Here is a 26,807-nt window from a genome sequence, read left to right on the forward strand (position 1 = left end):
CCCCCATTCCTCTAACCCACAAACTGCAATTGGCAAAAAAGCCCTGTTGATTTTATGCGTCAACAAGGCTTTTTCTGATGAATCTGCTATTTCGCAGGTTCTTCAAATTTATTTGCTTTTTTCATCGATTGCCTTGGCTACGGCTGCAATCTTTGCCGTCTCATCAGGCGTTGTATCGCCGGTTACGTTGACATTGCGCGTTACCTTAGCATCGTAGGATTCACTGCGCATGATATCGGCCAAATCTACCCCGGTGCTCTCCTTAACCGACTGGAAGGTCTTCGCTAATACCAGCGGCACATTCCCGGCAATCGGTCCTACCGAGGCACCATCTTCGCCACCGCCAATGATAGAAATCTTATCAATCGCCGTAAGCGGTTTGGCAATCTCCGCTGCCACCTGCGGCAGGATTTCGATGGCCATCTGCGCCATGGCAGCCTTGCCATATTTCTTCATGGCCTCAGCCTTCTTGTCCATAGCGGCAGCTTCTGCCTCACCTTTGGCGCGGATAGCGGCTGCCTCGGCTTCACCCTTGGCCTTGATACCAGCAGCTTCCTGCTCCATTGCATATTTCTTCGCTTCTGCCTGTGCTTTCTGCGCCTCAGCCTCTTTCTGCTGGATGTAGAGACGTGCTTCGGCATCGCGCTGCTGCTTGGCCAGTTCTGCCTGCGCCTGTACCTCAATCGCATACTTGTCGGCATCAGCCTTTTTCTGGATTTCTGCCGCCAATTCCTGTTCGCGGACAGCAACCTGTTTCTGTTTGAGTTCCTGCTCGCGTTCGGTTTTGGCGATTTCGGCATTGACCGTAGCCGTCTGGATGGACTTCTGCTGTTCCTGATTCTGGATTTCATAAGCCGCATCTGCCTCAGCGCGTTTGATATCCGACTGTTTCTGCAGCTCAGCCTTGCGGATGGCAAGGTCCGTCTGGCGCTGGGCGATTTCCAGCTCGGCTTTGACTTTTGCGTCATTAGACTCTTTCGAAGCGGCCGCCTGGGCAATCGCTACATCGCGCTCTGCCTGCGCACGGGAAATCGCTGCATCCTTTTTGATTTTCGCCGTGTTGTCGGCACCGAGGTCTACGATAAGGCCATTGTCATCGGTGACATTCTGGATATTGCACGAGATGATATCAATACCCAGGTTGCGCATATCTTTGGACGCCTTGCTGACCACCTGATCCGAAAACGAATCGCGATCCGTATTGATGTCCTTGAGGTCAAGCGTACCTATGATTTCACGCATATTACCTTCTAGCGAATCCTGCAGGCTGGTGGCAATCTCCTCTGGCTTCATATTGAGGAAGTTCAGCGCGGCAATCTTGCGCCCCTCGATATCCTTAGCCACAGCAACTTTCGCCACGGCATCAACGCGCACGTTGATAAAATCATTGGTCGGCACCGACTGGCCCGTTTTGATATCAACGGAAATCTGGCCTAAGTACAGATAATCCGCCCGCTCCAACGCCGGAATCTTGATACCGCCCTGGCCGATTAAGAACCGCGGTTCCTTGCGCAAACCGGACAAGATAATCGCCCGATTCGGCGATGCCTTGACATACATCATCGTAATCACTACAAACAGGATTCCCAATAAAAGCACAACAGGAATCGCAATTAACAAAACAGTCCCCATAAAAACCTCCCATAAAATCAGTTCGTATTAGGAAAACAATCACGGGTACTATTTTGCGCCTTTATTCTTTTGTTCGCTTTAAATTGTCATTGGATTTTTGTTAATAAAAAAACTTCCTCATCCGAGGAAGTTAAGCGTTTTTCCTTTGAAATTAACAGGCAGCCGCTTCATTCAGCGCATCAGCTTCGCGCATGCATCTTACGAAATAATCGGTCAAACGGATTTCATAATCGGCCTGGCTGCGCGACAAGACCAGATAATCTGCCGCCGTAAGGTCTTCCTGCACGCCCTCGCTCGTAAACGCCTTGAACGACGGAATTTCCTGCGTACCAGTGAACACGATAATGCGGTCTGCTCCTACTCCCTGACGGCTGGCTAGGAGACGAATTGCTGCCGCACCCGGCATGAAGCCCGTCGTACCATCAAGCATCATAACTTCTTTATCCTCCATCAGATAACTGCGAACTAACATCATCTCTGTCACCGGCCTTTCTAAATCATCTGCGCCCATCCCCGGACGCTTCTCGTCTTTCGATGATTTTATTATAGCAAGGTTTAAATTGCAATAAAATCACAAAATATGCTTTAAATATTGCAAAAGATGTACTAAACTAATACATAGCATTTACAAAGGAAGGAAGTATCTACCGTGAGCGATTATGAGAAGAAAGGCTATCTTTCCACGGATTACCGCATATTCCGCCTGAAGGATTCAGCGTTGAAGCCTATTCCATTCCACTATCACGATTTCCATAAAATCATTTTATTTCTTGACGGCAACGTCGATTATGTTATCGAGGGCAAGACCTATCACCTCACGGCGCGGGATGTCGTCTTTGTCTCAGCCGGCGAAATCCATCGTCCCATTTTCCTGCCGGGTTCTGCCGATTATGAACGAATTGTCATCTATGTAGCGCCCTCATTTCTCGAGCGATGGCAGCAGCAGGACCCGCAGCACAATAACCTTGCCCAATGCTTTTCCCAGGCCCGCGAAACGGCCAGTGTCATGCATCAGGCTCCGGGAACCAGTCACGATTTGCTGTTCCACATGGATAAATTAGAAAAAACAGCCCATGGCGAAGGCTTCGCCAATGGACTGTTTACCGAAATACTCTTTATTGAATTTATGATCCTTATCAACCGGCTGCTCGAAGGGCACGAACTGGCCGGTCTGGAAAATGCCTCCTATGACCAGAAAATCCAGGATGTTCTCGCCTATATCAATCAGCATTTGGCAGAAGACCTGAGCATTGATACCCTGGCAGCCCATACCTACACCAGCAAATTCTATCTGATGCGCAAATTCAAAGCCAATACGGGCTATGCCCTGCATCAGTATATTCGCAGCAAACGCCTGTTGCTGGCCCGCGATATGCTTCGCAGTGATATGCCCATCGCCCAGATTGCCGGGGAAGTCGGTTTTGCCGACTACTCCACCTTCTCCCGCGCCTTCCGGGAAATGTTCCAATGCTCCCCCCGGGAATATCGAAATACGCATTAAACTTCAAATTACAGTTTGTAGGTTACACGAATCTCATTCGAAGCAACTCTTCGCCGCCGCTAGGGGCAGCTGAGTCTGTGGCAAGTTTCGCGGGGCTACCCCCTCCGAGGGCGCAGCAATTCGTGCCGACTCTAACCGAGGCGGCGGGGGCCCCAGTACCATAAGCGTAGCCTTGACGTTCCGCGTGAAGCAAGAAATTTTTGCCTGCGTTCTCGTTGGAAAAGCAGTTTCGTCCAAGCGAAGCGCGTTTAACTGTTTTCCAACTCTTAATTAAAAGGCAAAAATTTCTTGTAGCGGGTTGTCACCGGTGGAGCGTTGGTACTGGGGCCCCCGCCGCCGGCGACTTACCTCGAATACGAGCTGGGTACTACTCCCCTGCAAACTGTAAATGACAAAAGCCCCGTTGACTTCTACATGAGTCAACGGGGCTTTTCTCCTAAGCGTTTTATTTATCAAGTTCCAAAATTTTTGCAGCGGCCTCGCTGAGATAATTTCCTTCAACCGTTTCAATCTGACCAGCATCGCACTGCGCTGCCAGTTCCGGTTTAATGGGAATGCGGCCAAGTACATCAAGACCATACTGAGCGGCCACTTCTTCTACATGGCTTTTGCCATAGATTTCATGACGTTTGCCACAATCCGGACATTCAAAATAACTCATGTTCTCGACCAGACCAAGAATAGGCACTTTCATCGCCTCGGCCATCTTCACAGCTTTTTCCACAATCATGGATACAAGCTCCTGCGGACTCGTGACGATGACAATACCGTCCAGGCGAATCGTCTGCATGACCGTCAGCGGTACATCACCTGTTCCCGGCGGCATGTCGACAAACATATAGTCAACATCCTGCCAGATAAAATCATGCCAGAACTGTTTGACGACACCGCTGATTACCGGCCCACGCCAGACAACCGGGTCTGTGCTGTTTTCGAGCAGCAGATTCATACTGACGATATCAATGCCGCCAGCCGTAGTTACCGGATAGGCACCAGCAGACGTACCGCGGACTTCGCCGGTCGTACCAAACATCTTCGGGATCGACGGTCCGGTGATATCGGCATCCATAATGCCAACATGCTTGCCTTTACGTGCCATTGCCACCGACAGCAGTCCCGTTACCAGCGATTTGCCCACACCGCCTTTACCACTTACTACAGCGATGACGTGACGAATGTCGCTGAGTTCATTGGGGTCTTCATGAAAATCCTTAAGTTTGCGGGTATCCTCTCCACAAGTCGAACCACAGGAACTGCAATCGTGATTACAAGCTTCAGACATATTTCTTGCCTCCTAAAATCAATATCTTGCTATAAAAAAGAGGAAACCATCCCCTGGACAGTTTCCTCCTTTTAACATGTAAATCGAAACGATTAAACTTCTGCTGTATCAGCAGCATCGTCCACTACGGACTCTGCCTCAGCCTCCGGAGCCGGTTTCGGATCGTTATCGACAATCTTGAGGTTGCGATAACGGCTCATGCCCGTACCAGCCGGGATGAGTTTACCGATGATGACGTTCTCCTTCAGACCAATCAGCGGGTCAACTTTGCCCTTGATTGCAGCATCCGTCAGGACACGAGTCGTCTCCTGGAACGATGCAGCGGACATGAAGGAATCCGTAGCCAGCGATGCCTTCGTGATACCAAGGAGAATCGGTTTAGCCACAGCCGGCTCGCCGCCTTCCTCGATAGCTTTCGTGTTGGCACCCTCGAAGGAATTGATATCGATGTATTCGCCTGGCAGGAAGTCCGTGCTGCCGGATTCCTCGATCTTCACTTTGTGAAGCATCTGGCGAACCATTACCTCGATGTGTTTATCGTTAATCTCAACACCCTGAGATTTGTATACTTTCTGAACTTCGTATACGAGATAACGCTGCGTAGCCTGCAGGCCGCAAACGCGCAGGATATCATGCGGGTTGATGGAACCTTCCGTGAGCTTGTCGCCAGGTTTCAAATGCATCCCCTGTTTTGCTGCCATGCGGGCACCATACGGGATAGCATATTCACGAGCTTCGCCCTCGTCCGGAACGATCGTAACTTTGCGCATGCCCTTACCGGAATCTTCGACCTCTGCACGGCCTTCGATTTCAGCGATGATGGCATGATGTTTCGGCTTACGAGCCTCGAAGAGCTCCTCGACACGCGGAAGACCCTGGGTAATATCGTCACCTGCAACACCACCGGAGTGGAACGTACGCATGGTGAGCTGCGTACCCGGCTCACCGATGGACTGTGCGGCGATGATACCGACTGCCTCACCGATTTCAACCTCAGCCTGGTTGGCAAGGTCACGGCCGTAGCACTTGATGCAGACGCCGAACTGCGACTTACAGGTCAGGACACTGCGGATCGATACACGGTCACGGACTTTCTCGATGCGTTTTGCGAGGTCTTCGTTGACCGTATCGTTGATGGACGCAATGCGCTCACCCGTCTGCGGGTCATCGATGTTCTCAGCGAGAACACGGCCGACAATACGCTCAGCCAGCGACTCGATAATGCCGTCGCCTTCTTTGATGGCTTCGACTTCAATACCGCGGACGTTATTGTTGCGAACACGGAGTTCCTTGGCACTGCTGTCGAGAACGGCCTGAATCTTAGCCTCGTCAAGATGTTCGCCAGCTGCGAGGATAACATTGCCCTCTTCGTCGACAACATCACGCGTGACTTCCTTGCCGTTCATCTCATGCAGCATGGAATCCTTGATTTTCGCACGAGCAGCCGCATCCGGCTCACCCAGCGAAATTGCCTCGGTAATCATCGCGTTGCTGATAGCAGCCTCGGATGCCAGCGAAGAACCGCGAACCATGATTTCAGATACGCTCTTCTCGCCGATAATCTGAAGTTCTTCCTCGCCAAGGATCGTATCTTTCTTGAAGATAACTTCCTTGGTCTCAGGATCGAGAACATCGGCACCGAGCAGACGGCCCATAAGGCTGTCGTTGAGAATTTCAAGAGCATCCAGCGTGGACTCAGCGAGTCTTGCACGTGCCTGAACCATGTTGAGCGTCGAGATATCGCAGTCCTCTTCACGGACGATGACATCCTGAGCGACGTCAACGAGACGACGCGTAAGGTAACCCGAGTCAGCCGTACGCAGAGCCGTATCGGCAAGACCTTTACGAGCACCATGCGACGAAATGAAGTAATCGGATACCGACAGACCTTCACGGAAGTTTGCCGTGATTGGCAGGTCGATGATTTTACCAGACGGGTCAGCCATAAGACCGCGCATACCAGCCAGCTGACGCATCTGCTGTTTGTTACCACGGGCACCGGAGTCAGCCATCATGAAGATCGGGTTGAAGGTGTCCATGTTGTCCATCATCGCATCAGCGACATCATCGGTAGCAACCGACCAGAGGTCGACGACCTTATGATAACGCTCTTCCTCGGTGATAAGACCGCGGTCGAACTGGCGCTCAACCTTGTTGACGATCTTCTGCGTGTCGGCGATGATGGTCTTTTTCTTCGGCGGTACGATAACGTCGGAGATAGCAACCGTCATGCCGGCGATGCAGGCGTAATGGTAACCGAGATTCTTGACGTTATCGATGACCTCAGCGGTCTTCGTAGCGCCAAAGTGATTATAGCAGTTCGCAACCAATTTGCCGAGTTCCTTCTTGTTCATGAGGATACCCAGGCATTCCTGGTCGGAATCTTTTTCTTTGTAGAAGTAACGCAGCTCCGGCGGCAGGATTTCACTGAAAATCATGCGGCCCAGCGACGTCTTGACGAGACCATGTCCCTCGATGCGGCAGGTAATCTGTGCCTGCAGGTCAAGGTCATGCTGCTGATAAGCGAGCAGTGCCTCGGCAATACCCGTAACAGCCATGCCCTCGCCCTTTGCGCCCGGACGGACAATGGTCAGATAGTAAGCACCCAGAACCATGTCCTGCGTCGGAACGATGATTGGTTTACCATCTTTCGGTGCCAGGATGTGGTTGGCAGCCAGCATCAGGATGCGGGCCTCCGTCTGAGCCTCAGCCGACAGCGGCAGATGGATTGCCATCTGGTCACCGTCGAAGTCGGCATTGTATGCCGTACAAGCCAGCGGATGGAGCTTCAGGGCACGGCCCTCGGTGAGGACCGGCTCGAAAGCCTGGATACCGAGACGATGCAGCGTCGGGGCACGGTTCAAGAGAACCGGATGCTCTTTGATGACATCCTCAAGCACATCCCAAACTTCCGGACGTGCACGCTCAACCATGCGCTTAGCCGATTTGATGTTATGAGCAGCACCCGAAGCAACGAGTTTCTTCATAACGAACGGCTTGAAGAGCTCCAGTGCCATTTCCTTCGGCAGACCACACTGATGGAGTTTGAGTTCCGGACCAACAACGATAACGGAACGACCAGAATAGTCAACGCGCTTACCGAGCAGGTTCTGACGGAAACGTCCCTGTTTACCCTTAAGCATATCGGAAAGGGATTTGAGCGGACGGTTGCCCGGACCAGTGACCGGACGGCCGCGGCGACCATTATCAATCAAAGCATCAACAGCTTCCTGCAGCATGCGTTTCTCGTTGCGGACGATGATGTCCGGCGCACCGAGATCCAGCAGGCGTTTCAGGCGGTTGTTACGGTTGATGACACGGCGATACAGGTCATTGAGGTCGGACGTTGCGAAACGGCCGCCATCGAGCTGTACCATCGGACGCAGTTCCGGCGGAATGACCGGAACAACGTCAAGAATCATCCAGGACGGCTTGTTGCCAGACTTGCGGAAAGCCTCGACAACTTCCAGACGGCGGATGGCACGGATTTTCTTCTGGCCAGACGTCGTGCGGACATCTTTACGCAGCGATTCGCTCATGGCCTCGAGGTCGAGCTCATCGAGGAGCTCTTTGATAGCCTCAGCACCCATGCCGACGCGGAACGTGTTGCCATATTTCTCGAGAGCATCGTGATACTCTTTCTCGGAAAGCAGGCTCTTCTTGGCCAGATCCGTGTTCTCACCCGGATCCAGAACGATATAGTAAGCAAAGTACAGGACTTTCTCGAGAGCTCGCGGAGAGATATCGAGAATCAGGCCCATACGGCTCGGAATACCTTTAAAATACCATATATGGGATACCGGAGCGGCAAGCTCGATATGCCCCATACGCTCACGACGTACCTTAGCACGCGTAACTTCAACGCCGCAACGGTCGCAGACAATGCCCTTATAGCGGATACGCTTATACTTACCGCAATGGCATTCCCAGTCACGGGTCGGTCCAAAGATACGCTCGCAGAACAGACCATCGCGCTCTGGTTTTAGCGTGCGATAGTTGATGGTCTCCGGCTTCTTAACCTCACCGTATGACCACTCACGGATTTTCTCCGGAGAGGCCAGACCGATGCGCATCGAATCAAAATTATTTACATCCAGCAAAGAGATGACACTCCCTTCTTATTCCTCACCATCATCAGCATTGTCTACGGCCGGGTCTTCAATGGAACCCATGCTGCCGATGTCGGCAATGATGTCGTCCGGCTTTTCATCATCAGACGGAGCACCTTCATCGTAGGAGTCTGCTCCAGCCGTCTGCGACGCAGCGGCGCCTTCTTTATTCGGATCAACACCAGCGACGTCAAGATCAAGATCCTTCGCCGTCTTGTTGATATCTTCATCATCATCCTCGTCCAAGAGCGAGATTTCCTTAGCATCCTCATTGAGCACCTTGATATCGAGACCGATAGACTGGAGCTCTTTAATGAGAACCTTGAAGGATTCCGGTACACCCGGTTCTGGAATGTTTTCGCCCTTGACGATAGCTTCATAAGCTTTAACACGGCCGACAACATCATCGGATTTAACCGTCAGAATTTCCTGCAGCGTGTAAGCGGCACCGTATGCCTCGAGGGCCCAAACCTCCATCTCACCGAAACGCTGGCCACCGAACTGAGCTTTACCACCCAGCGGCTGCTGCGTAACGAGGGAGTACGGTCCGGTCGAACGCGCATGAATCTTATCGGCAACGAGATGATGCAACTTGAGGAAGTAGGTGCAGCCAACCGTTACGCGGTTCTCGAACGGCTCACCCGTACGGCCATCATAGAGGACCGTCTTGCCGTCAGCCGGCAGGCCAGCAGCTTTAACCGTGCCCCATACATCATCGTCTTTCGCACCGTCGAAGACCGGCGTTGCGATGTGGATACCAGCGACATCCGGTTTCGGCATGCCATACTTATCGAAGTCATAGCCGGCATCGCGGAGACGCTGCTCAACCGTCGGATCGCCATCCTTAATCTGCTGACCGAGGACTTTGACTGCCATACCGAGATGAACCTCGAGCACCTGACCGATGTTCATTCGGGACGGAACGCCCAACGGGTTCAGTACGAGGTCAACCGGCGTACCATCCGGCAGGAACGGCATGTCTTCCTGACGCATAATGCGGGAAACGACACCCTTGTTACCGTGACGGCCTGCCATCTTATCGCCGATGGAAATCTTACGTTTCTGGGCGATGTAGACGCGGACAAGGCGGTTGACGCCTGGCGGCAGCTCATCGTTGTTCTCGCGGCTGAAAATCTTGACGTCAACGATTTTACCCTGTTCACCATGCGGTACACGCAAGGACGTATCGCGGACTTCACGAGCTTTCTCACCGAAGATAGCGCGCAGCAGGCGCTCCTCAGCCGTAAGCTCCGTCTCGCCTTTCGGCGTGACCTTACCGACGAGAATATCGCCAGGACGTACGTCAGCGCCGATGGAAATGATACCCTCTTCGTCAAGGTCTTTAAGAGCCTCTTCAGCAACGTTCGGGATATCGCGAGTGATTTCCTCTGGTCCGAGTTTCGTATCACGCGCATCGCACTCGTACTCTTCGATATGAATCGAGGTGTAGAGGTCGCGTTTTACGAGGTTCTCCGACAGGAGGACAGCATCCTCGTAGTTGTAGCCTTCCCAAGGCATGTAGGCAACGATGATGTTGTAACCCAAAGCCAGCTCACCGTGGTCCGTAGCCGGGCCGTCAGCAATCGGCTGTTTCTCGACAACTTTGTCGCCTTTGTATACGATAGGAACCTGGTTGATGCAGGTGCCCTGGTTGGAACGCAGGAATTTCTGCAGTTTGTAGTGGTCGAGCTGACCGTCTTCACGGCGGACATCGATGAAGTCAGCCGTTACACGCTCAACCGTACCGGCATGCTTCGCGAGAATCATGACACCGGAGTCACAGGCTGCCTTATACTCCATACCAGTACCGACGAGCGGTGCCTGCGTACGGAGAAGAGGAACAGCCTGACGCTGCATGTTCGCACCCATGAGGGCACGGTTCGCATCGTCGTTCTCGAGGAACGGAATCATAGCCGTTGCAATCGAGAAGACCTGACGCGGGCTAACGTCCATGTAGTCAACCGTATCGCGGTTGTGCAGACCAGTTTCTTCATTATAACGAGCCGTTACACGCTCATTGACAAACCACTCATTTTCATCGAGGGGCTCATTGGCCTGAGCAATTACGAGCTCATCCTCTTCATCAGCCGTCAGGTAACGGACTTCATCCGTTACCTGATGCGTGACTTTATCGACACGGCGGTACGGCGTCTCCATAAAGCCGAACTGGTTGACGCGGGCATAGGTAGCCAGCGAACCGATAAGACCGATATTCGGTCCCTCAGGAGACTCTACCGGACACATACGGCCGTAATGGGAGTTGTGTACGTCGCGGACTTCGAAGCCTGCGCGCTCACGCGACAGACCACCCGGTCCAAGTGCCGACAGACGGCGTTTATGCGTAAGTTCCGACAGCGGGTTATGCTGGTCCATGAACTGCGACAGCTGCGAAGAACCAAAGAACTCTTTGATTGCTGCCACAACCGGACGGATATTGATAAGAGCCTGCGGCGTGATAACGTCAACATCCTGAATCGTCATGCGCTCACGAACAACGCGCTCCATACGGGAAAGACCAATACGGAACTGGTTCTGGAGCAGCTCACCTACTGCACGGACACGGCGGTTGCCCAGATGGTCAATATCATCGGTGTTGCCAAAACCATCCATGAGATTCAACAGATAGTTAATGGACGCAATGATATCGTTCTTCGTAATCGTACGCTCATGGATGTCAAGCGTCGGGCTGCAAAGCATCTTGACTTTGCCGCCATCTTTGGTCAGCGCATAAAGCGTAATCAGTTTGCCCTCACCAAAGAGCTGCTTTTCACGCTCAGCGTCGACAGCATCCAGCATGCTTTCCGTAACGACTTCGCCCTGCGGGATGACAATTTCACCGGTCTCCGTATCAACAATCGGCTCAGCCAATACTTTACCGAGAATACGGCGTTTCCAGCCCAGTTTCTTCGTCAGTTTATAACGGCCGACCGTAGCCAGGTCGTAGCGTTTCGGGTCAAAGAACAGCGAATTGAGGAGCTGCGTTGCATTATCCTCATTCGCAGGCTCACCCGGACGGAGGCGTTTATAAATCTCAATGACAGCTTTGCCCTGAGACTTAACTTCTTCGCCATCGCGCTCGAGGGTATTCATGATACGCGGGTCTTCGCCAAAGAGATCGATAATCTCCTCATCAGTAGCAAAGCCAAGGGCGCGGATGAAATACGTTACCGGCATCTTGCGCGTGCGGTCGATACGTACGGATACAACATCATTTGCATCCGTCTCGAGCTCAATCCAAGCGCCACGGTTCGGGATTACCGTCGAATTATAGAGATGTTTACCGGTCGGGTCAATCTCTTCTCCATAATATGCACCAGGAGAACGAACCAACTGGCTGACGATAACGCGCTCAGCACCATTGATGATGAACGTACCCGTATCCGTCATGAGCGGGAAATCGCCCATGAATACTTCCTGTTCTTTAATTTCACCGGTCTCACGGTTAATGAGACGGACATTGACCCGGATAGGAGCCGCATAGGTCACATCGCGCTCTTTGCACTCATCGAGCCCATATTTCGGCTCGCCAAGCGAAAAGCTTTCAAAGGACAGTACGAGATTCTCGGAAAAGTCCTTGATTGGCGAAATGTCGTTGAAAATTTCCTGCAAACCCTCATCGAGGAACCACTTGTAGCTGTTCCGCTGGATATCCAGCAGATGCGGCATTTCCATGACTTCCTTGATTCTGGCATAGCTATACCTGGTTCTTTTGCCCACCGGCACAGGATTAAATAACAAATCCTTCACCCCTTAGCCTGATTTTTACTAGAATGATCTTTGAAATGCAGGGATTATAACCACACAAACAATAGCGGAATACAGGAACCAGAAAAAAAACAAGGTATGAGACATTTTACACCTTGCTTCCAGTTTCTTTCCGCTTGCGCATAGTTATCCCTATTCATTTTCCTGTAGTTTCTTAGTTTAGCACTGTTTACCCGTTCTGTCAAGCATTCCTGCTTGGCAAAGAAAAAATTATATAAAAAAAGAACCACTCCCGAAGGAGTGATTCTTTTAAACGTCGGAAGCTGAAATTACTTCAGTTCAACCGTAGCGCCAGCCTCTTCAAGAGCAGCCTTGAGGGACTCAGCCTCAGCCTTAGCAACGTTCTCTTTAACGTTAGCCGGAGCGCCATCAACGAGAGCCTTAGCCTCTTTCAGGCCGAGACCCGTAGCTTCACGGACAGCTTTGATAACGTTGATTTTCTTGTCGCCAGCGGAAGCGAGAACAACCGTGAACTCGGATTTCTCTTCGCCAGCAGCAGCGCCTGCAGCACCTGCAGCAGCAACTGCAACCGGAGCAGCAGCGCTAACGCCGAATTTCTCTTCCATAGCTTTAACGAGCTCAGACAGCTCGAGGACAGTCATGTTCTCAATGGCTTCCATGATTTCTTCTTTAGTCATTTGAATATACCTCCAAAAATCTTTTCTTTAAATTTCTTAATTAATTATATGAGGGAACGCGATTAAGCGGATTCCTTCTGAGCGCGAACAGCGTCAAGCACATAAACAGCATTGCGGATAACACCCTGCAGAACGTTGACCGTATTGGAAATCGGAGCGTTCATGCTGCCCAGCATCTTGGCGATGAGTTCCTCGCGAGACGGCAGCGAAGCCAGAGCCTTGACCTCATTAGCGTCAATGACCTTGCCCTCAACCGTACCAACTTTAATCGTCAGTACCTCGTTCTCGTCGAGTTTGTTCTTTTTGATGAAGCCGCAGATGACTTTTGCCGGAGCAATAGCATCCTCCATGGAGAATGCGAAAGCCGTCGTGCCTTCGAGATGCTCATCAAAGCCCTCGATACCAGCTTCTTTAGCAGCCAGACGGAGCATCGTGTTTTTAACAACATGATACGTTACGCCAGCAGCGCGGAGCTCGCGGCGGAGTTCCGTGTCCTGAGCAACCGTCAGACCTTTATAGCCCGTGAGGACTACACCTTTAGCATTCGTCAGCTGGTCTTTGAGCTCAGCGACGATTGCCTGTTTTTTCGTTAAATCTGCCATTCTAGAATACACCTCCTGTCTACAATATATTTTAAAGCCTGTAAAAAAACCTCCGGCTGCACCAGCCGGAGGTTGAATAGTCAAATTCAATGTGCTCCGGCCTCGGCAGGCGACGAATCGTCGTTAGATGATAAAATCAAACCTGCTGTCTACAGCCATCGTTATACAGTTAATGAGACCGGAGCCTCGTGAACCTAATCAGCTCAGATTAGAGCTGAACCGGGATGCCAGGGCCCATCGTTGCGCTGACCGTAATGGAGCGCATGTACTGGCCTTTAGCAGCAGCCGGTTTTACACGGTTCAGTGTATCAATCAGGGCCTGGAAGTTCTGCTGAAGCTTCTCAGCGTCGAAGGATGCCTTACCGATCGGGCAATGAACATTACCTGCTTTATCGGTACGGTACTCGACTTTACCTGCTTTAATCTCGGAAATAGCCTTCGTGAGATCCATCGTAACCGTGCCCAGTTTCGGGTTCGGCATGAGGCCGCGAGGACCAAGGACCTTACCAAGACGACCGACAGTGCCCATCATGTCCGGAGTAGCGACAGCGACATCAAAGTCGAGCCAGCCGCCCTGGATTTTCTGGACGATTTCATCGGAACCAACGAAGTCAGCACCTGCTGCTTCTGCTTCCTTAACTTTCTCGCCTTTTGCGAAGACGAGTACGCGCTTGGATTTACCCGTGCCATGCGGCAGGACCATAGCGCCGCGGACCTGCTGATCAGCGTATTTCGGATCAACGCCGAGACGAACGTGCAGCTCGATGGTTTCATCGAACTTCTTCGTAGCCGTCTTCTTGACGAGTTCCATAGCCTCAGCAGCCGTGTAGACCTTGCCAGCTTCTACGAGCTTGCAAGCGTCCTGATATTTCTTACCAGCTTTAGCCATTGTAAGTAATCTCCTCTCGTGGTAATAACGGTAATTTCCTCCCACGGGATGAAATCGAAGCCTTAATTAGTCAACGATTTCAATACCCATGCTGCGAGCCGTACCCTCGATCATGCGGGTAGCAGCCTCGATGTCAGCAGCGTTGAGGTCAGCCATCTTGCTCTCAGCAATCTTCATTGCCTCTGCACGCGGCAGTTTAGCAACTTTGTTCTTGTTCGGCTCACCAGAAGCTTTGTCGATCTTAGCAGCCTTCTTCAGAAGAACAGCAGCCGGCGGAGTCTTGGTGATGAACGTGAAGGATCTATCCTCAAAAACCGTGATAACAACAGGGATGACAAGGCCAGCCTGTGCTTTGGTTCTCTCGTTGAATTCCTTACAGAAGCCCATGATGTTGACACCAGCCTGACCAAGAGCCGGACCTACCGGAGGAGCCGGATTAGCTTTACCAGCAACAACCTGGAGCTTGACAATCTTAGAAACTTTCTTTGCCATTGTATTTACACCTCCCAAAAATGGATTTTAGTGGCTTCAATTAGAGTGTTTCGACCTGATTGAAGCCAAGGTCAATCGGGGTTTCCTCTACCAGAACTTTCAAACGGCCTTTTTCCTGATCGATTTCAGAAACAGTACCAGTATAGTTCTCAAAAACGCCCGAGTTGATGCGAACCACATCCCCGACGGAAACGTCCAGTTCGGGTTTAAGCTCTTCCTCGCCCATGGATTTCAAGATACGTTTCGCTTCAGCATCAGTAAGCGGAATCGGGTGTTTCTCAGAACCGACAAACCCCGTTACACCAGTGGTGTTGCGCACAACGTACCAGGAATGCTCATCGACAATCATGTCAACCAGCACATAGCCTGGGAAGACTTTTCTCGGAACGACTTTTTTCTTGCCGTCCTTGATTTCGACCTCATCCTCTACGGGAACGACGACATTAAAAATCATGTCGCTCATATTGGCCGTGTGAATCAGGCGTTCGAGATTCGCTTTAACCTTATTCTCGTAACCTGAATAGGTATGAATTACATACCAGGCTCTGCCAGGATTATCCTGACGGAGATCCATCTCGTCCTTGTCTGCCATGCTTATCTCACCCTGCTTACCTTAAAATGATGTGGAACAATCTTGCAAAGACCGTATCGCAGAACCAAATCAGGGCACAGACAATCGCAACAGCGATGCCGACAACTATTGTATAGTTGAAAAGCTCCTTCTTTGTTGCCCAGGATACTTTTTTCATCTCGGCGATTACTTCGTCTATGAATTTCTTCACAGTTACTTCACATCTCCGTTCAACCCGCTAAAGCGATTATTTCGTCTCTTTGTGCAGCGTGTGCTTCTTGCAGAACTTGCAGTACTTATTGAACTCCAGACGATCCGGGTTGTTCTTCTTGTTCTTGTTGGTACGGTAGTTGCGGCTTTTGCACTCCGTGCACTCCAACGTGATATTGTTGCGCATCTCTTATTACACCCCTTACGCTCAGAAACTATGACTCTTTCACAATGTCACTAATACAATTTATCACACTTACCAAAGACTGTCAATAAAAAAACCTTGACAAGGTGAAATTATTTTTTCGACATTATACATAAATAAAACCCCTTCAATAGGGGTTCATTTGTAAATTTGGTGGCGGCGAAGAGATTTGAACTCCTGACACTGCGGGTATGAACCGCATGCTCTAGCCAACTGAGCTACGCCGCCAGAATATATGGAGCTGATAACCAGGATTGAACTGGTGACCTTATCCTTACCAAGGATACGCTCTACCGACTGAGCTATATCAGCACTTCCAGCATTTGGTTGCGGGAACAGGACTTGAACCTGTGACCTTCGGGTTATGAGCCCGACGAGCTACCGACTGCTCCATCCCGCGATAATAAAAATTATCTCGAATGTTGGGTAATTATCATTTGGTTGCGGGGACAGGACTTGAACCTGTGACCTTCGGGTTATGAGCCCGACGAGCTACCGACTGCTCCACCCCGCGATATTTCTCATCCGTAATGCATTTTCTTTCGCATCACTGGCTGACAAGAAATTATTATAGAGTATCTCGACCTATCCGTCAACCCCTTTTTCTAAAAAAAATAAAAAAATTAGCAGAAGAATTTTCTCCTGCTAATTTCAGGCGTATCAATGCGCCAGTTTATTTCTTTTTCTTAGAAGCACCTGCCGCTTTTTCTTCCTTATCATCGAAGAGATACAGGTAACGTTCTTTGAATGCCTTCGGCTCCATGCGGTAGGCATTGGCCAGTCCCGGGTCATCGAGGTCTTCCCGTTCCAGCCGCATCATGAGCCCACGGGCAATCCGATACTGGATAGAATCGATATTGACCTTGCGGACCATCGTTTTGCCGGTTGCCGGATCTTTAATGTCCTCAAAGCGCATTGGTACTGCTTTGTTGTCCTGTATCGTAATCAGCGCACCGCTGTCACCTGCCATGAGGAATTTAACGGCCGAATAACCAAGGGAGCGTGCATAATCGATATCGTAAGCAATCGGCGCCGTGCAGCGAAGCTCATAACCGATTTCTTTATCAATGACCGAAATCTTGATTCCAAGTTTTTTGACTTCTGCCAGTACAGCCTGTTTGAGGATTTCACCGAAGTCCAATTCGCTGTAACGGATATGTCCATGCTCGTCTTTAACTACCGTGCCAAGTTTTTCGAAGTCTTCCGGAGCGATTTTCTCGATAACACCCTCCGCGATAACTGCAACGCCGTAGTTCTTGCCCGTCAGGTAACGTTTGACTACCGACCCCGTGATGATATCGACAATCTGCTGAAGCGGAATCTTTTCCTCGGGGAACTCCTCAGGAATTACCGTAAGGGCTGCTCCGGCACTGCGGCCCATGCCGAGGGCCAGATGACCTGCCGTACGTCCCATGGCAATGGTAAAGTACCAGCGGTTGTTCGTCGTGCGGGCATCTTCCATGAGGTTTTCAATTTCCGTCGTAGCAAAAGCGCGTGCCGTTTCAAAGCCAAAGGTCGGTACGCCCTCCGGAAGCGGCAGGTCGTTATCGATGGTCTTGGGGACATGAACGACGTTGATGGTACGTCCCATCTTGCGCGCATATTCCGAAACCGCGGCCGAACTGTAGGCCGTATCGTCACCGCCAATCGTCACCAGATGCGTTACACCAAGTTCCGTAAGCGTCTCCACTACGGTCCGCAAATCCGACTCTTTTTTCGTTGGGTTGAAGCGCGACATCTTGAGGATGCAGCCACCAGTCAGATGGATGCGGCTGATATTCTTCGGTTCCAAGCGGACATAATTCTTTTCCCCACGGCCAATGCGGGAAAAACCGTCGTAAATACCTAAGACATCCCAGCCATGACGAGTCGCCTCGTTGACTACACCTGAGATAACACTGTTGATGCCTGGCGCCGGTCCACCGCCGCAAACAATGGCAATAACATTTTTGATACCAATCATGGAATCTCCCCCTTTTATTTGGTTACAGTGAAAGTTTTCGACCTTTTTCCCTGATTTCCTGCTTGTTTTGGTAGATTTTTTTGAAAATTTACGACAAATAATAAAAAAGCTTCCTGATTTTTCAATCAGAAAGCTTTTTATCAATGACGTCCCATCTTGGAACGATTGCCGAAATTCGTTTTGGTTTTCTTTGGCGCAGATGTACGGCGGCTCCGTCCATTGCGACCTTTGTGGGAAGCGCCCTTGCGATTGGCATATTTGGAAAGAGGTTTCGCCTTTTTCTTTTTCTCCTCGCGCTTTTGACGGATTTCCTGCAGAATCTTGGCCTGCTTCTCCTGGTGCTTGTGATGGCGTTCCGAATGTTCCTTGCGGATACGATTCTTGATGCCCGTCTCAATGCGGCGCAGCAAATCGTATTGCCGTGCATTGACAAAGGTCACCGCCTTGCCCTGCTGGCCAGCTCGTCCGGTACGGCCGATACGATGGATATAGCTTTCGGCATCATGCGGAATATCGTAGTTAAATACATGCGTCACGCCCTCGATATCAAGGCCGCGGGCAGCAATATCCGTCGCGCAGAGTATCTGCAGTTCCGCTTTGCGGAAACGCTTGAGCACCAAAGCGCGCTGCACCTGCGACAAATCGCCATGCAGTTCATCAACCAGATAGCCGCGGGCAGCCAGTGCCATCGTAACCATATGTGCCCGCTGTTTGGTATGGCAGAATACCATGGCCAGATATGGATTATCGCCGTTGATGCATTCACACAGACGGTCGATTTTCTGCTCTTCCGTTGTATCGATGATAACCTGCTCAATGGCATCCAGCGTCACGTGCTCGCTCTTGATTTTGATGTTCTCAGGGGCCCGCATATAACGAGCAGCCAATGCCTTGATACGGTCCGGCATTGTTGCCGAGAACAAGGTCAGCTGGCGGTCGTTTGCCGCCGCCTTCAGCAGCACCTCGACATCCTCGATAAAGCCGAGGCGCATCATCTCATCAGCTTCATCGAGCACTACTTTATTGACTTTTGACAAGTCAATCGTACCGCGGCGCAGATGGTCGAGAAGACGCCCCGGCGTGCCGATGATAAGCTGCGGGTGACGGCGAAGTTTCTGTTTCTGGCGTTCAATGTCCTGCCCACCGTAAATGACCAGTGAGCTGACACCAGCAGCCTCACCTACTATTGATGCCACTTTGGCAATCTGAATTGCCAGTTCACGGGTCGGCGTGACGACCAGTGCCTGGGCGACATCAGCCTGCGGCTTGATTTTTTCCAGGATAGGCAGCAAAAATGCCAGCGTCTTGCCGGTACCGGTTTGTGCCTGGGCGATGACATCCTTACCGGCACGAACGAGCGGAATGGCCTGCTCTTGAACCGGAGTAGCTTCTTTGATTCCTTTGTTGCGCAACGCTTCGCATACGCTATCGCTGATTCCTAATTCTTTAAATGTTGTCATTACGACGACAATACCTCCGTACCTGTTTCCGTGATGAGAATCGTCTTCTCCCACTGAGCCGAGAGTTTCTTATCCTTCGTGCGAACAGTCCAGTTATCGCTGCTGTCCACGGTAACCTGCTTCTTGCCAACGTTGATCATCGGCTCAACCGTCAGCACCATGCCCGGCACCAGCAGCATGCCGGTATTCGCCTCGCCTTCATGCGCGACAAACGGCTCCATGTGGAAATCTTTGCCAACACCATGACCACCCAAGTCCGTCACGACAGAATAGCCATTAAGATGTGCATAATCTCCGCAGGCAGCACTGATGTCACCGACAAAATGCCAGGGTTTCGCAGCCGCGATGCCACGCTCCATGCATTCTTTGGTAACACGCACCAGTTTCTCCGCTTCCGGCGAAACATTTCCTACCATAAACATACGCGATGCATCAGCATAATACCCATCCAGCGTCGTCGTTATATCAATGTTGAGGATATCGCCATCCTTCAAAATCGTCTTCGGCGACGGGATGCCATGGCAGACCACCTCGTTGATGGAAATGCAGCAGCTCTTCGGAAAGCCTTCATAATTAAGACACGACGGATAACCGCCACGCTCGACAATATAATCATGAACGGCTTTATCAATCGTTGCCGTGTCCACGCCTTCTTTTACCAGCGTTCCTGCCAAATCCAGGGCACCATCGTTGATTACACCAGCCTTGCGGATGCATTCGATGTCATGAGCATTGTTGATAATCTTCTTTGGCGGACGGCACTGCCCCAAAAACACGTTAAACTTCATTTCATCCAAACGTTCATCAAAGTCGGCATGGCATTTCTTATATTTTTTCCCGCTGCCACACCAGCACAAATCATTTCTCTGCATAAATTGCAATATCTCCTTTATCTATGGAATCAACTTCCGCGGTTCCTAATCAAATACAGCATCTTTTATTATAACGCCTTTGTTTCAGATTTGCCATAGGCAAATCGTTCTCTTATCAATTCTATAAGCGTCCTGTTTTTGCATCGCCACGGGGCGTACGATATTGCCCGCCGCCATTTATGACCCAGTTGACCTCTCAGGTACTAACATGGTATAATATCCGAAGTTTAAATTGAAAATTAGAGATTAATATGTAATGTTTTGAGGAGGTCTTCTATTGCGTAAGAAAATTGGTGCTATGCTTTTAGCCGCCGCGTTCTGCCTTTCGGTTCCATCGGTCAGCGATGCGGCTGCCTTCCGTCTCGGCGATACGGGACAGGAAGTAACAGAAATCCAGCAGGCTTTGGCCAGCTCCGGTTACGATGTAAGTGTTGATGGCGACTTCGGTCCGGCTACTCAGGAAGCGGTCCGTCAGTTCCAGAAAGATAATCACCTCGATGTTGATGGACTCGTAGGGGCACAGTCTTATGAGATGCTTCTGCACCGTCCGATGCCAAAGGTAAAACCAGAATCTTACATTACCAGCGGCAACAACGTCATCGATACCGCGCAGCAGTTCCTCGGCGTTCCGTATGTGTGGGGCGGTTCTTCTCCGAGCGGTTTTGACTGCTCCGGTTTCGTGCAGTATGTATTTGCCCGCTGCGGCATCGACCTGCCGCGCACGGCAGATGTTCAGGCAACTGCCGGTACACCGGTCAGCAAATCGGAACTTCAGCCCGGCGACCTGGTATTCTTCGCTGGTGATTACGTGAATATTTCCCATGTAGGCATTTACGTTGGCGACGGCAAGATGATTCATGCCTCCACCACTTACGGCATTGCCTATGACGATTTATCCCGTGATTATCGCGTAGCACATTATGCCGGTGCCTGCCGCGTACTCCAGTAAAACAGCAACAGAAAACTCCCTGTCTGCGGACGGGGAGTTTTTCATTTGACATGTCAACTTGATTGTATTATATTAGACAGGATTGAATACTAAAAAAGGATGTGTCTACTCATGACAACCTGGATAAAGCGCGTAAGTTTCATTGCGCTTGTGCTTTTACTAGCCGGTTTTGCTGTCTGCGCCTATCTGATGCATAGTGCGGCCCGGTCTGTTCCTGTGCTCAATTATCATCAAATCAACGACCGAGACGAAAATGCCTTGACTGTCCACACCGACCAGTTCGAGGCTCAAATGAAATATCTGGCCGACAATGGTTTTCACACCATTACGCCAGCCGAGATGTTCGATGCCTGGGAAAACGGGACTGAACTGCCGGACAAACCGGTAATTCTCACCTTCGATGACGGGTATGTGGACAACTACCGCAACGCTTACCCCATCCTCGAAAAATACAATCTGAAAGGTACGATTTTCCTGATTTCCGATTATGTGAGCACCTACCCCAATTATCTGACCTGGGCTCAGGTGGAAGAGATGCAGGAAAGCGGCCGCATTGATTTTGAGAGCCATACCCTGTCACATATGGAACTGGATTCCACGAGTCCGGAGGAAACCTGGAATCAGCTTGACGGCTCCAAAAAAGCCTTGGAATGGCATCTTAAAAAGGATATCAATTTCATTGCTTATCCTTGTGGCTCCTATGATGATGACCTCATCAAAATGACCAAAGATGCCGGTTACCGCGCAGCCTTTACCGTCAATTACGGCGTCAGCAGCCAGACGGAAAACCCATTCGTCCTTGACCGCGTTCCTATTTTCGGCTGCACCGACCATACGCAGCTGCGCTTCAAGATGCGCCTGGAATATTCTCCGATTTTCGCCCCGTTGGCAAAAATCCACAAGAATCTGGTAGCTGGCGGTCACACTTTCCTCGCAAAGTTTATCCCAACACCATGACATGTCAAAAACAACTATGAAAGCCCATTGACTTACTGTAAAAGTCAATGGGCTTTTTCTGTAGATTACAGTTTGTGGATTAGTGAGTCTTGGTTCGAAACAGCTCTTCGCCGCCGCTAGGGACAGTGCCAACACTACGCCAAGATGTTTTCCTAAACGAAATTTTTATCCTAAATTAAGCATCGGAAAAATCCAAAACGCGCTTCGCTTGGACGGTAGAATTTTTCCGACGAAGGGGGAGGATAAAAATTTCGTTCTTAACGGAAAACATCAAAGCTTCGTTTATGGCACTGTCCCTAGCGGCGGCTGAGGTTAGAACAGACACGAACTTTTGCCTTCCCCTCTGGGGAAGGTGCCCCGTTAGGGGCGGATGAGGTAGCAACTTTAGGTATAAATTTAATCGTAAGTTATACAGAATGACCTCATCCGAGCGCTTCGCGCCCACCTCTCGGGGATGCCACTGGCATCCCCGAGAGGGTAAGGCAGTTGCGTGTCGGCACGATCCTAGGCGGCGGGGGACACAGTACCATAAGCGCAGCCTTGACGTTCCGCGTTAAGCAAGAAATTTTTGCCTGCGTTCTCGTTGGAAAAGCAGTTTCGTTCAAGCGAAGCGCGTTTAACTGTTTTCCAACTCTTAATTAAAAGGCAAAAATTTCTTGTAGCGGGTTGTCACCGGTGAAGCGTTGGTACTGTGTCCCTCGCCGCCGGAGTAACGCTTCGAACCCATTCCTCTCCCCCACAAACTGCAAGTTTATGCTTTTTCAAAGGTGAATGTTCCATTCAAGAAACCAATATTTACCGTATCGCCCTCCTGTACTTCTCCCTTGATGATTTCTTTGGACAACGCCGTTTCTACCGTATGAACCAGCAAGCGGCGAAGTGGTCTTGCGCCGAAGTTCGGTTCAAATCCCTGTTCAGCCAAGGCGTCCAGTGCCGCCTCATTCCAGCCCAGGGTAATCTTGACCTGTTTCTGCAAACGCTCACCCAATTTCTGCAAGAGAATGGCGGCGATATTTTTGACCTGTTCCTTGGCCAATGCCTTGAAGACGATGATGTCATCCACTCGATTCAAAAACTCCGGACGGAAATACTCCTTCAAAATACCATCTACAGCCTTCTTAGCCTCCTCGTAATCCTTGTTCAGAATTTCGTGCGAACCAAGATTGCTCGTCATTATGATAACGGTGTTTTTGAAGTTGACCACACGCCCTTTGCCATCAGTCAAGCGGCCATCATCAAGAATCTGCAGCAGCACATTGAAGACATCCCGATGCGCTTTTTCAATCTCGTCGAGCAAAATGACACTGTACGGACGCCGGCGCACAGCTTCGGTAAGCTGGCCGCCTTCATCGTAGCCGACATAGCCCGGAGGCGCACCAATCAGGCGGGATACGCTATGCTTCTCCATATATTCGCTCATGTCGATGCGAATCATGCTGCGCTCATCATCAAAAAGGCTTTCGGCCAGCGTCTTGGCAAGCTCTGTCTTGCCGACGCCCGTAGGCCCCAGGAAGATAAACGAACCAATCGGGCGGTTGGGGTCCTTGATGCCGGCCCGCGCCCGCAGGATAGCTTCGCTGACCGAACTTACGGCTTCATCCTGCCCGACGACACGCGTATGCAGGACTTCCTCCAGATGAAGCAGCTTCTCGCGCTCGCCCGTCATCATCTTGGCCACCGGAATGCCAGTCCAACGGCTGACGACCTTCGCGATATCTTCCTCGCCAACTTCTTCTTTGAGCAGCTGCTCATCTTTGGACTGCTTCCCGATTGCCGCTTCTTCCTCCTGCAGTTTCTTCTGCAATTCCGGCAAACGGCCGTATTTCAATTCCGACAGGCGGTTGAGGTCATAGGAGCGTTCCGCCGTTTCCATCTGACTGTTCACTTCATCAATTTCTTTCTTGATGGCGCGAACGCGCAAAATGGCCTGCTTTTCGCCCTCCCATTTGGATTTCAAGGTCGCTTCCTGCTGCGTGAGCTCCGCCTTCTCTGCGGCCATACTGTCGAGCTTCTCCTTCGAAGCCGCATCGTTCTCTTTTTTCAGTGCCTGCTCTTCAATTTCCAGCTGCATGATTTTGCGGCGGATTTCATCGAGCGGTGCCGGCATCGACTCAATCTCCGTGCGAAGTTTTGCCGCGGCCTCATCGACAAGGTCAATGGCCTTGTCCGGCAGAAAGCGATCCGAAATATAACGGTCGGAAAGAACTGCCGCCGACACCAGTGCGGCGTCGCGAATCCTTACGCCATGATGCACTTCATAGCGCTCCTTGAGTCCGCGCAAAATGGAAATCGTATCCTCCACAGTTGGTTCGCCTACCATTACCGGCTGGAAGCGGCGCTCAAGCGCCGAATCCTTTTCGATATATTTACGATACTCGTTGAGCGTCGTTGCGCCAATGCAGCGGAGTTCCCCACGGGCCATCATCGGTTTCAGCAGATTTCCGGCATCCATGGCACCTTCACCTGCACCGGCACCTACCACCGTATGGACTTCATCGATAAAGAGCAGAATCTGTCCATCCGATTTGACGATTTCGCCGAGCACTGCCTTCAGCCGTTCCTCAAACTCACCGCGGAATTTTGCACCGGCAATAAGCGCTCCCATATCGAGGGAATACAGTGTCTTGTTCTTTAAGGATTCCGGCACATCGCCTGCTACAATGCGGCGTGCCAATCCCTCGACAATTGCCGTCTTGCCAACGCCCGGTTCACCAATCAGTACTGGATTGTTCTTCGTACGGCGAGACAGAATTTCAACCGTCCGGCGAATCTCTTCATCGCGGCCAATGACCGGGTCGAGTTTGCCATGACGTGCCGCCTCCGTAAGGTCGCGGCCATATTTCTCCAACGACTTATAGCCTTCTTCCGGATTTTCATTGGTGACATTCTGTTTGCGGTTCTTCTTGATAGAACTCTGGATACCGCCCTTCGTCAATTTGAATTCGCGGCAAACCGCCTGAACCTCATCACTGCCATCGGTTACGATGGCCAGCAGCAGGTGTTCCGTCGAGATATAATCATCTTTCATGGAACCAGCCAGAGCCTCGGCCCGTCCCAATACGCGGACCATGTCCATGCCCATACCCAAACGGTCTGACCCTTTTACGCTCGGTATCTTGTTTAACACCTGTTCGAGCGATGCCTTGAGCATCGGCAAGTCCGTCTGGCAATCTTCAAAAATCGTTGCCAGCAGCCCCTCCGGCTCCTTGGCTAATGCCAACAGTACATGTGCCGAAGTGATTTCCTGATGATAGCGCATTGCCGCCAGCTGCTGTGCCGACTGCAAAGCCGCCATCGTTTTCGTCGTATATTTTTCCTGACCCATATCTATTTCCTCCGTTATCTTATACGCATTCTAAACGGTTCCGTTTCTAATTCTTATTATACCGCAGAAGGTCAAAAAGTCAAATATTATTTTGACTTTTTGACCTTCTGCGCATAAATTCATTTTTCGCGATATTTGTCCTTTTTCAAGGATACTCTTTTCAATACAAAACAGATATAATCAATAGCGTAATAAGAAACATTCACAGGGGGATACCAATATGAACAAGAAAAAACTATTAGCCTGCGCCTTAGCTGCTTCCATCGCATGGGGATTTTCGATGGACACCCAGGCCGCCAGCCGCAGTGAACTGGCGGCGATCCAAGTGAATTCTGCCAAAGATTTTCACTACTGGACTGCTGATGCACCGGCCAAAGAGCAGCTCATTGCCTATGTAAAAGACGTGACAAACAAAAAGAGCAAAAACTTCATCCCTGCCGAAGACCGCATCGCCGTTTTTGACTGCGATGGCACCCTGCTCTGCGAGACCGCACCGTTCTATTTCGACTGGATGCTCTACATCCATCGCCTGCAGAACGACCCGACTTATACACCGACAGCCGAAGAAAAGGCCCGGGCAGCAGAATTCCAGAAAGCCATTGCCGCTCACAAGGTAACCGACGAAATGGACGAATTCAAGAACCAGACTTTCCCCAGCGTATTTGCGGGCATGACGCCAGAAGAATACAAGGCATACGTAACGGATTACATGAACAAGACGTATGTCGAAGGTCTTTCCAATCTGAAGACTGGCGAATCGTTCTACCTGCCGATGGTGGAAGTTGTTTCGTATCTCAACAAAAACAACTTCACCGTCTACATTGTTTCCGGCTGCGAACGCGAGACCGTCCGCGCCCTTGTCAAAGATGTCATGGATATCGCACCGAATCACATCATCGGCACCGACCACTCCTTCCGCGCGATGAAGCAGGGCAAAGACGTCCGTGCTGACTTCCACGATTTCAAGAAAGACGACAAACTCGTCCGTGGCGACAAACTCGAAGACATCAACGTCAAAACGGAAAAAGTTATCAAAATCGAGCGCGAAATCGGCAAGAAACCAGTCCTCGCCTTTGGCAACAGCTCCGGTGACGCCAGCATGTTCGAGTACACGATTACCAATAACAAATACAAAGCGGCCGCTTTTACGCTGCTCTGTGACGATACCACCCGCGAGTTTGGCAAACCGTCAAAAGCCGAGAAGATGAAAAAATCAGCCGAAGCTAATGGCTGGACCGCTATCTCCATGCGCGATGATTTCAAAACCATCTATGGCGATAACGTAAAACGCATCAAATAAACTGCGTTCCCCAATAACCCTTTATTGTTTTTATAACCCTTAGCAAAAGAAGTCCTGCCCATCTGACGATTGGCAAGACTTCTTT

20 protein-coding genes, 4 tRNA genes and 1 other annotated feature are annotated in these 26,807 nt (G+C 50.8%); of the genes, 4 read left to right on the plus strand and 20 right to left on the minus strand.

Annotation, left to right across the window (positions count from 1 at the left end; genetic code table 11):
- Positions 1 to 108 precede the first annotated feature (108 nt).
- Together FZ040_RS09485 and FZ040_RS09490 are read right to left on the minus strand one after the other, a co-directional pair.
- A complete protein-coding gene (locus FZ040_RS09485; RefSeq protein WP_149171764.1) occupies positions 109 to 1,632 on the minus strand; it encodes a flotillin family protein in 1,524 nt (507 codons plus the stop codon).
- 151 nt (positions 1,633 to 1,783) lie between these two features.
- Complete coding sequence (locus FZ040_RS09490; protein ID WP_255448828.1) at positions 1,784 to 2,143, minus strand: diaminopimelate epimerase; 360 nt, start codon at positions 2,141 to 2,143, stop codon at positions 1,784 to 1,786.
- Positions 2,144 to 2,281: 138 nt separating this feature from the next.
- On the opposite strand from FZ040_RS09490, the gene FZ040_RS09495 reads away from it, so the two are divergent.
- Positions 2,282 to 3,133, plus strand: a complete 852-nt coding sequence (locus tag FZ040_RS09495; RefSeq protein ID WP_149171765.1) for an AraC family transcriptional regulator — start codon at positions 2,282 to 2,284, stop codon at positions 3,131 to 3,133.
- Positions 3,134 to 3,578: 445 nt separating this feature from the next.
- On the opposite strand, the gene FZ040_RS09500 is transcribed toward FZ040_RS09495, so the two are convergent.
- From FZ040_RS09500 to map, 17 genes are all read right to left on the minus strand, one after another.
- Entirely contained in the window at positions 3,579 to 4,415 is an 837-nt protein-coding gene (locus FZ040_RS09500; RefSeq protein ID WP_149171766.1) for an Mrp/NBP35 family ATP-binding protein, read from the minus strand.
- Positions 4,416 to 4,507: 92 nt separating this feature from the next.
- Positions 4,508 to 8,515: a DNA-directed RNA polymerase subunit beta' gene (rpoC, locus tag FZ040_RS09505; RefSeq protein WP_149171767.1), complete on the minus strand. Its 4,008-nt coding sequence runs from the start codon at positions 8,513 to 8,515 to the stop codon at positions 4,508 to 4,510.
- An 18-nt stretch (positions 8,516 to 8,533) separates the two neighbouring features.
- Positions 8,534 to 12,262 carry a DNA-directed RNA polymerase subunit beta gene (gene rpoB / locus FZ040_RS09510; RefSeq protein ID WP_149171768.1) on the minus strand — a complete coding sequence of 1,243 codons (3,729 nt, stop codon included), beginning with the start codon at positions 12,260 to 12,262 and terminating at the stop codon, positions 8,534 to 8,536.
- Between the two features lie 296 nt (positions 12,263 to 12,558).
- On the minus strand, positions 12,559 to 12,927 hold the full coding sequence (rplL, locus tag FZ040_RS09515; RefSeq protein WP_074515948.1) for a 50S ribosomal protein L7/L12: 369 nt from the start codon (positions 12,925 to 12,927) through the stop codon (positions 12,559 to 12,561).
- A gap of 62 nt (positions 12,928 to 12,989) precedes the next feature.
- Positions 12,990 to 13,529, minus strand: a complete 540-nt coding sequence (rplJ, locus tag FZ040_RS09520) for a 50S ribosomal protein L10 (RefSeq protein ID WP_149171769.1) — start codon at positions 13,527 to 13,529, stop codon at positions 12,990 to 12,992.
- Positions 13,530 to 13,563: 34 nt separating this feature from the next.
- Positions 13,564 to 13,702, minus strand: a sequence feature (ribosomal protein L10 leader region).
- Between the two features lie 35 nt (positions 13,703 to 13,737).
- A complete protein-coding gene (rplA, locus tag FZ040_RS09525; protein WP_149171770.1) occupies positions 13,738 to 14,418 on the minus strand; it encodes a 50S ribosomal protein L1 in 681 nt (226 codons plus the stop codon).
- Positions 14,419 to 14,484: 66 nt separating this feature from the next.
- Positions 14,485 to 14,910, minus strand: a complete 426-nt coding sequence (gene rplK, locus FZ040_RS09530) for a 50S ribosomal protein L11 (RefSeq protein ID WP_033170889.1) — start codon at positions 14,908 to 14,910, stop codon at positions 14,485 to 14,487.
- A gap of 40 nt (positions 14,911 to 14,950) precedes the next feature.
- Entirely contained in the window at positions 14,951 to 15,502 is a 552-nt protein-coding gene (gene nusG / locus FZ040_RS09535) for a transcription termination/antitermination protein NusG (protein WP_033170890.1), read from the minus strand.
- A gap of 16 nt (positions 15,503 to 15,518) precedes the next feature.
- On the minus strand, positions 15,519 to 15,692 hold the full coding sequence (gene secE / locus FZ040_RS09540) for a preprotein translocase subunit SecE (RefSeq protein WP_033170891.1): 174 nt from the start codon (positions 15,690 to 15,692) through the stop codon (positions 15,519 to 15,521).
- 36 nt (positions 15,693 to 15,728) lie between these two features.
- Positions 15,729 to 15,878: a 50S ribosomal protein L33 gene (rpmG, locus tag FZ040_RS09545; RefSeq protein WP_033170892.1), complete on the minus strand. Its 150-nt coding sequence runs from the start codon at positions 15,876 to 15,878 to the stop codon at positions 15,729 to 15,731.
- Between the two features lie 169 nt (positions 15,879 to 16,047).
- Positions 16,048 to 16,124: transfer RNA gene (locus FZ040_RS09550), tRNA-Met, on the minus strand.
- Between the two features lie 8 nt (positions 16,125 to 16,132).
- Positions 16,133 to 16,208: transfer RNA gene (locus FZ040_RS09555), tRNA-Thr, on the minus strand.
- A 12-nt stretch (positions 16,209 to 16,220) separates the two neighbouring features.
- Positions 16,221 to 16,296: transfer RNA gene (locus FZ040_RS09560), tRNA-Met, on the minus strand.
- A 38-nt stretch (positions 16,297 to 16,334) separates the two neighbouring features.
- Positions 16,335 to 16,410: transfer RNA gene (locus FZ040_RS09565), tRNA-Met, on the minus strand.
- Positions 16,411 to 16,569: 159 nt separating this feature from the next.
- On the minus strand, positions 16,570 to 17,859 hold the full coding sequence (gene pfp / locus FZ040_RS09570) for a diphosphate--fructose-6-phosphate 1-phosphotransferase (protein ID WP_149171771.1): 1,290 nt from the start codon (positions 17,857 to 17,859) through the stop codon (positions 16,570 to 16,572).
- A 140-nt stretch (positions 17,860 to 17,999) separates the two neighbouring features.
- Positions 18,000 to 19,319, minus strand: a complete 1,320-nt coding sequence (locus FZ040_RS09575; RefSeq protein ID WP_149171772.1) for a DEAD/DEAH box helicase — start codon at positions 19,317 to 19,319, stop codon at positions 18,000 to 18,002.
- A complete protein-coding gene (map, locus tag FZ040_RS09580; protein WP_149171773.1) occupies positions 19,319 to 20,191 on the minus strand; it encodes a type I methionyl aminopeptidase in 873 nt (290 codons plus the stop codon). Before map ends, FZ040_RS09575 begins: the two co-directional genes overlap by 1 nt.
- Positions 20,192 to 20,468: 277 nt before the next feature.
- Between map and FZ040_RS09585 the strand changes: the two genes are divergently transcribed.
- Together FZ040_RS09585 and FZ040_RS09590 are read left to right on the plus strand one after the other, a co-directional pair.
- A complete protein-coding gene (locus FZ040_RS09585) occupies positions 20,469 to 21,140 on the plus strand; it encodes a C40 family peptidase (RefSeq protein ID WP_149171774.1) in 672 nt (223 codons plus the stop codon).
- Between the two features lie 111 nt (positions 21,141 to 21,251).
- Entirely contained in the window at positions 21,252 to 22,097 is an 846-nt protein-coding gene (locus FZ040_RS09590) for a polysaccharide deacetylase family protein (protein WP_149171775.1), read from the plus strand.
- 751 nt (positions 22,098 to 22,848) lie between these two features.
- On the opposite strand, the gene clpB is transcribed toward FZ040_RS09590, so the two are convergent.
- Positions 22,849 to 25,422, minus strand: a complete 2,574-nt coding sequence (gene clpB / locus FZ040_RS09595) for an ATP-dependent chaperone ClpB (protein WP_149171776.1) — start codon at positions 25,420 to 25,422, stop codon at positions 22,849 to 22,851.
- 220 nt (positions 25,423 to 25,642) lie between these two features.
- Between clpB and FZ040_RS09600 the strand changes: the two genes are divergently transcribed.
- Complete coding sequence (locus FZ040_RS09600) at positions 25,643 to 26,722, plus strand: haloacid dehalogenase-like hydrolase (RefSeq protein ID WP_149171777.1); 1,080 nt, start codon at positions 25,643 to 25,645, stop codon at positions 26,720 to 26,722.
- Positions 26,723 to 26,807 lie beyond the last annotated feature (85 nt).

Origin of the sequence: Pseudoselenomonas ruminis, assembly GCF_008271295.1 — a bacterium.
GTDB classification, from domain to species: Bacteria; Bacillota; Negativicutes; order Selenomonadales; family Selenomonadaceae; genus Selenomonas_A; species Selenomonas_A ruminis.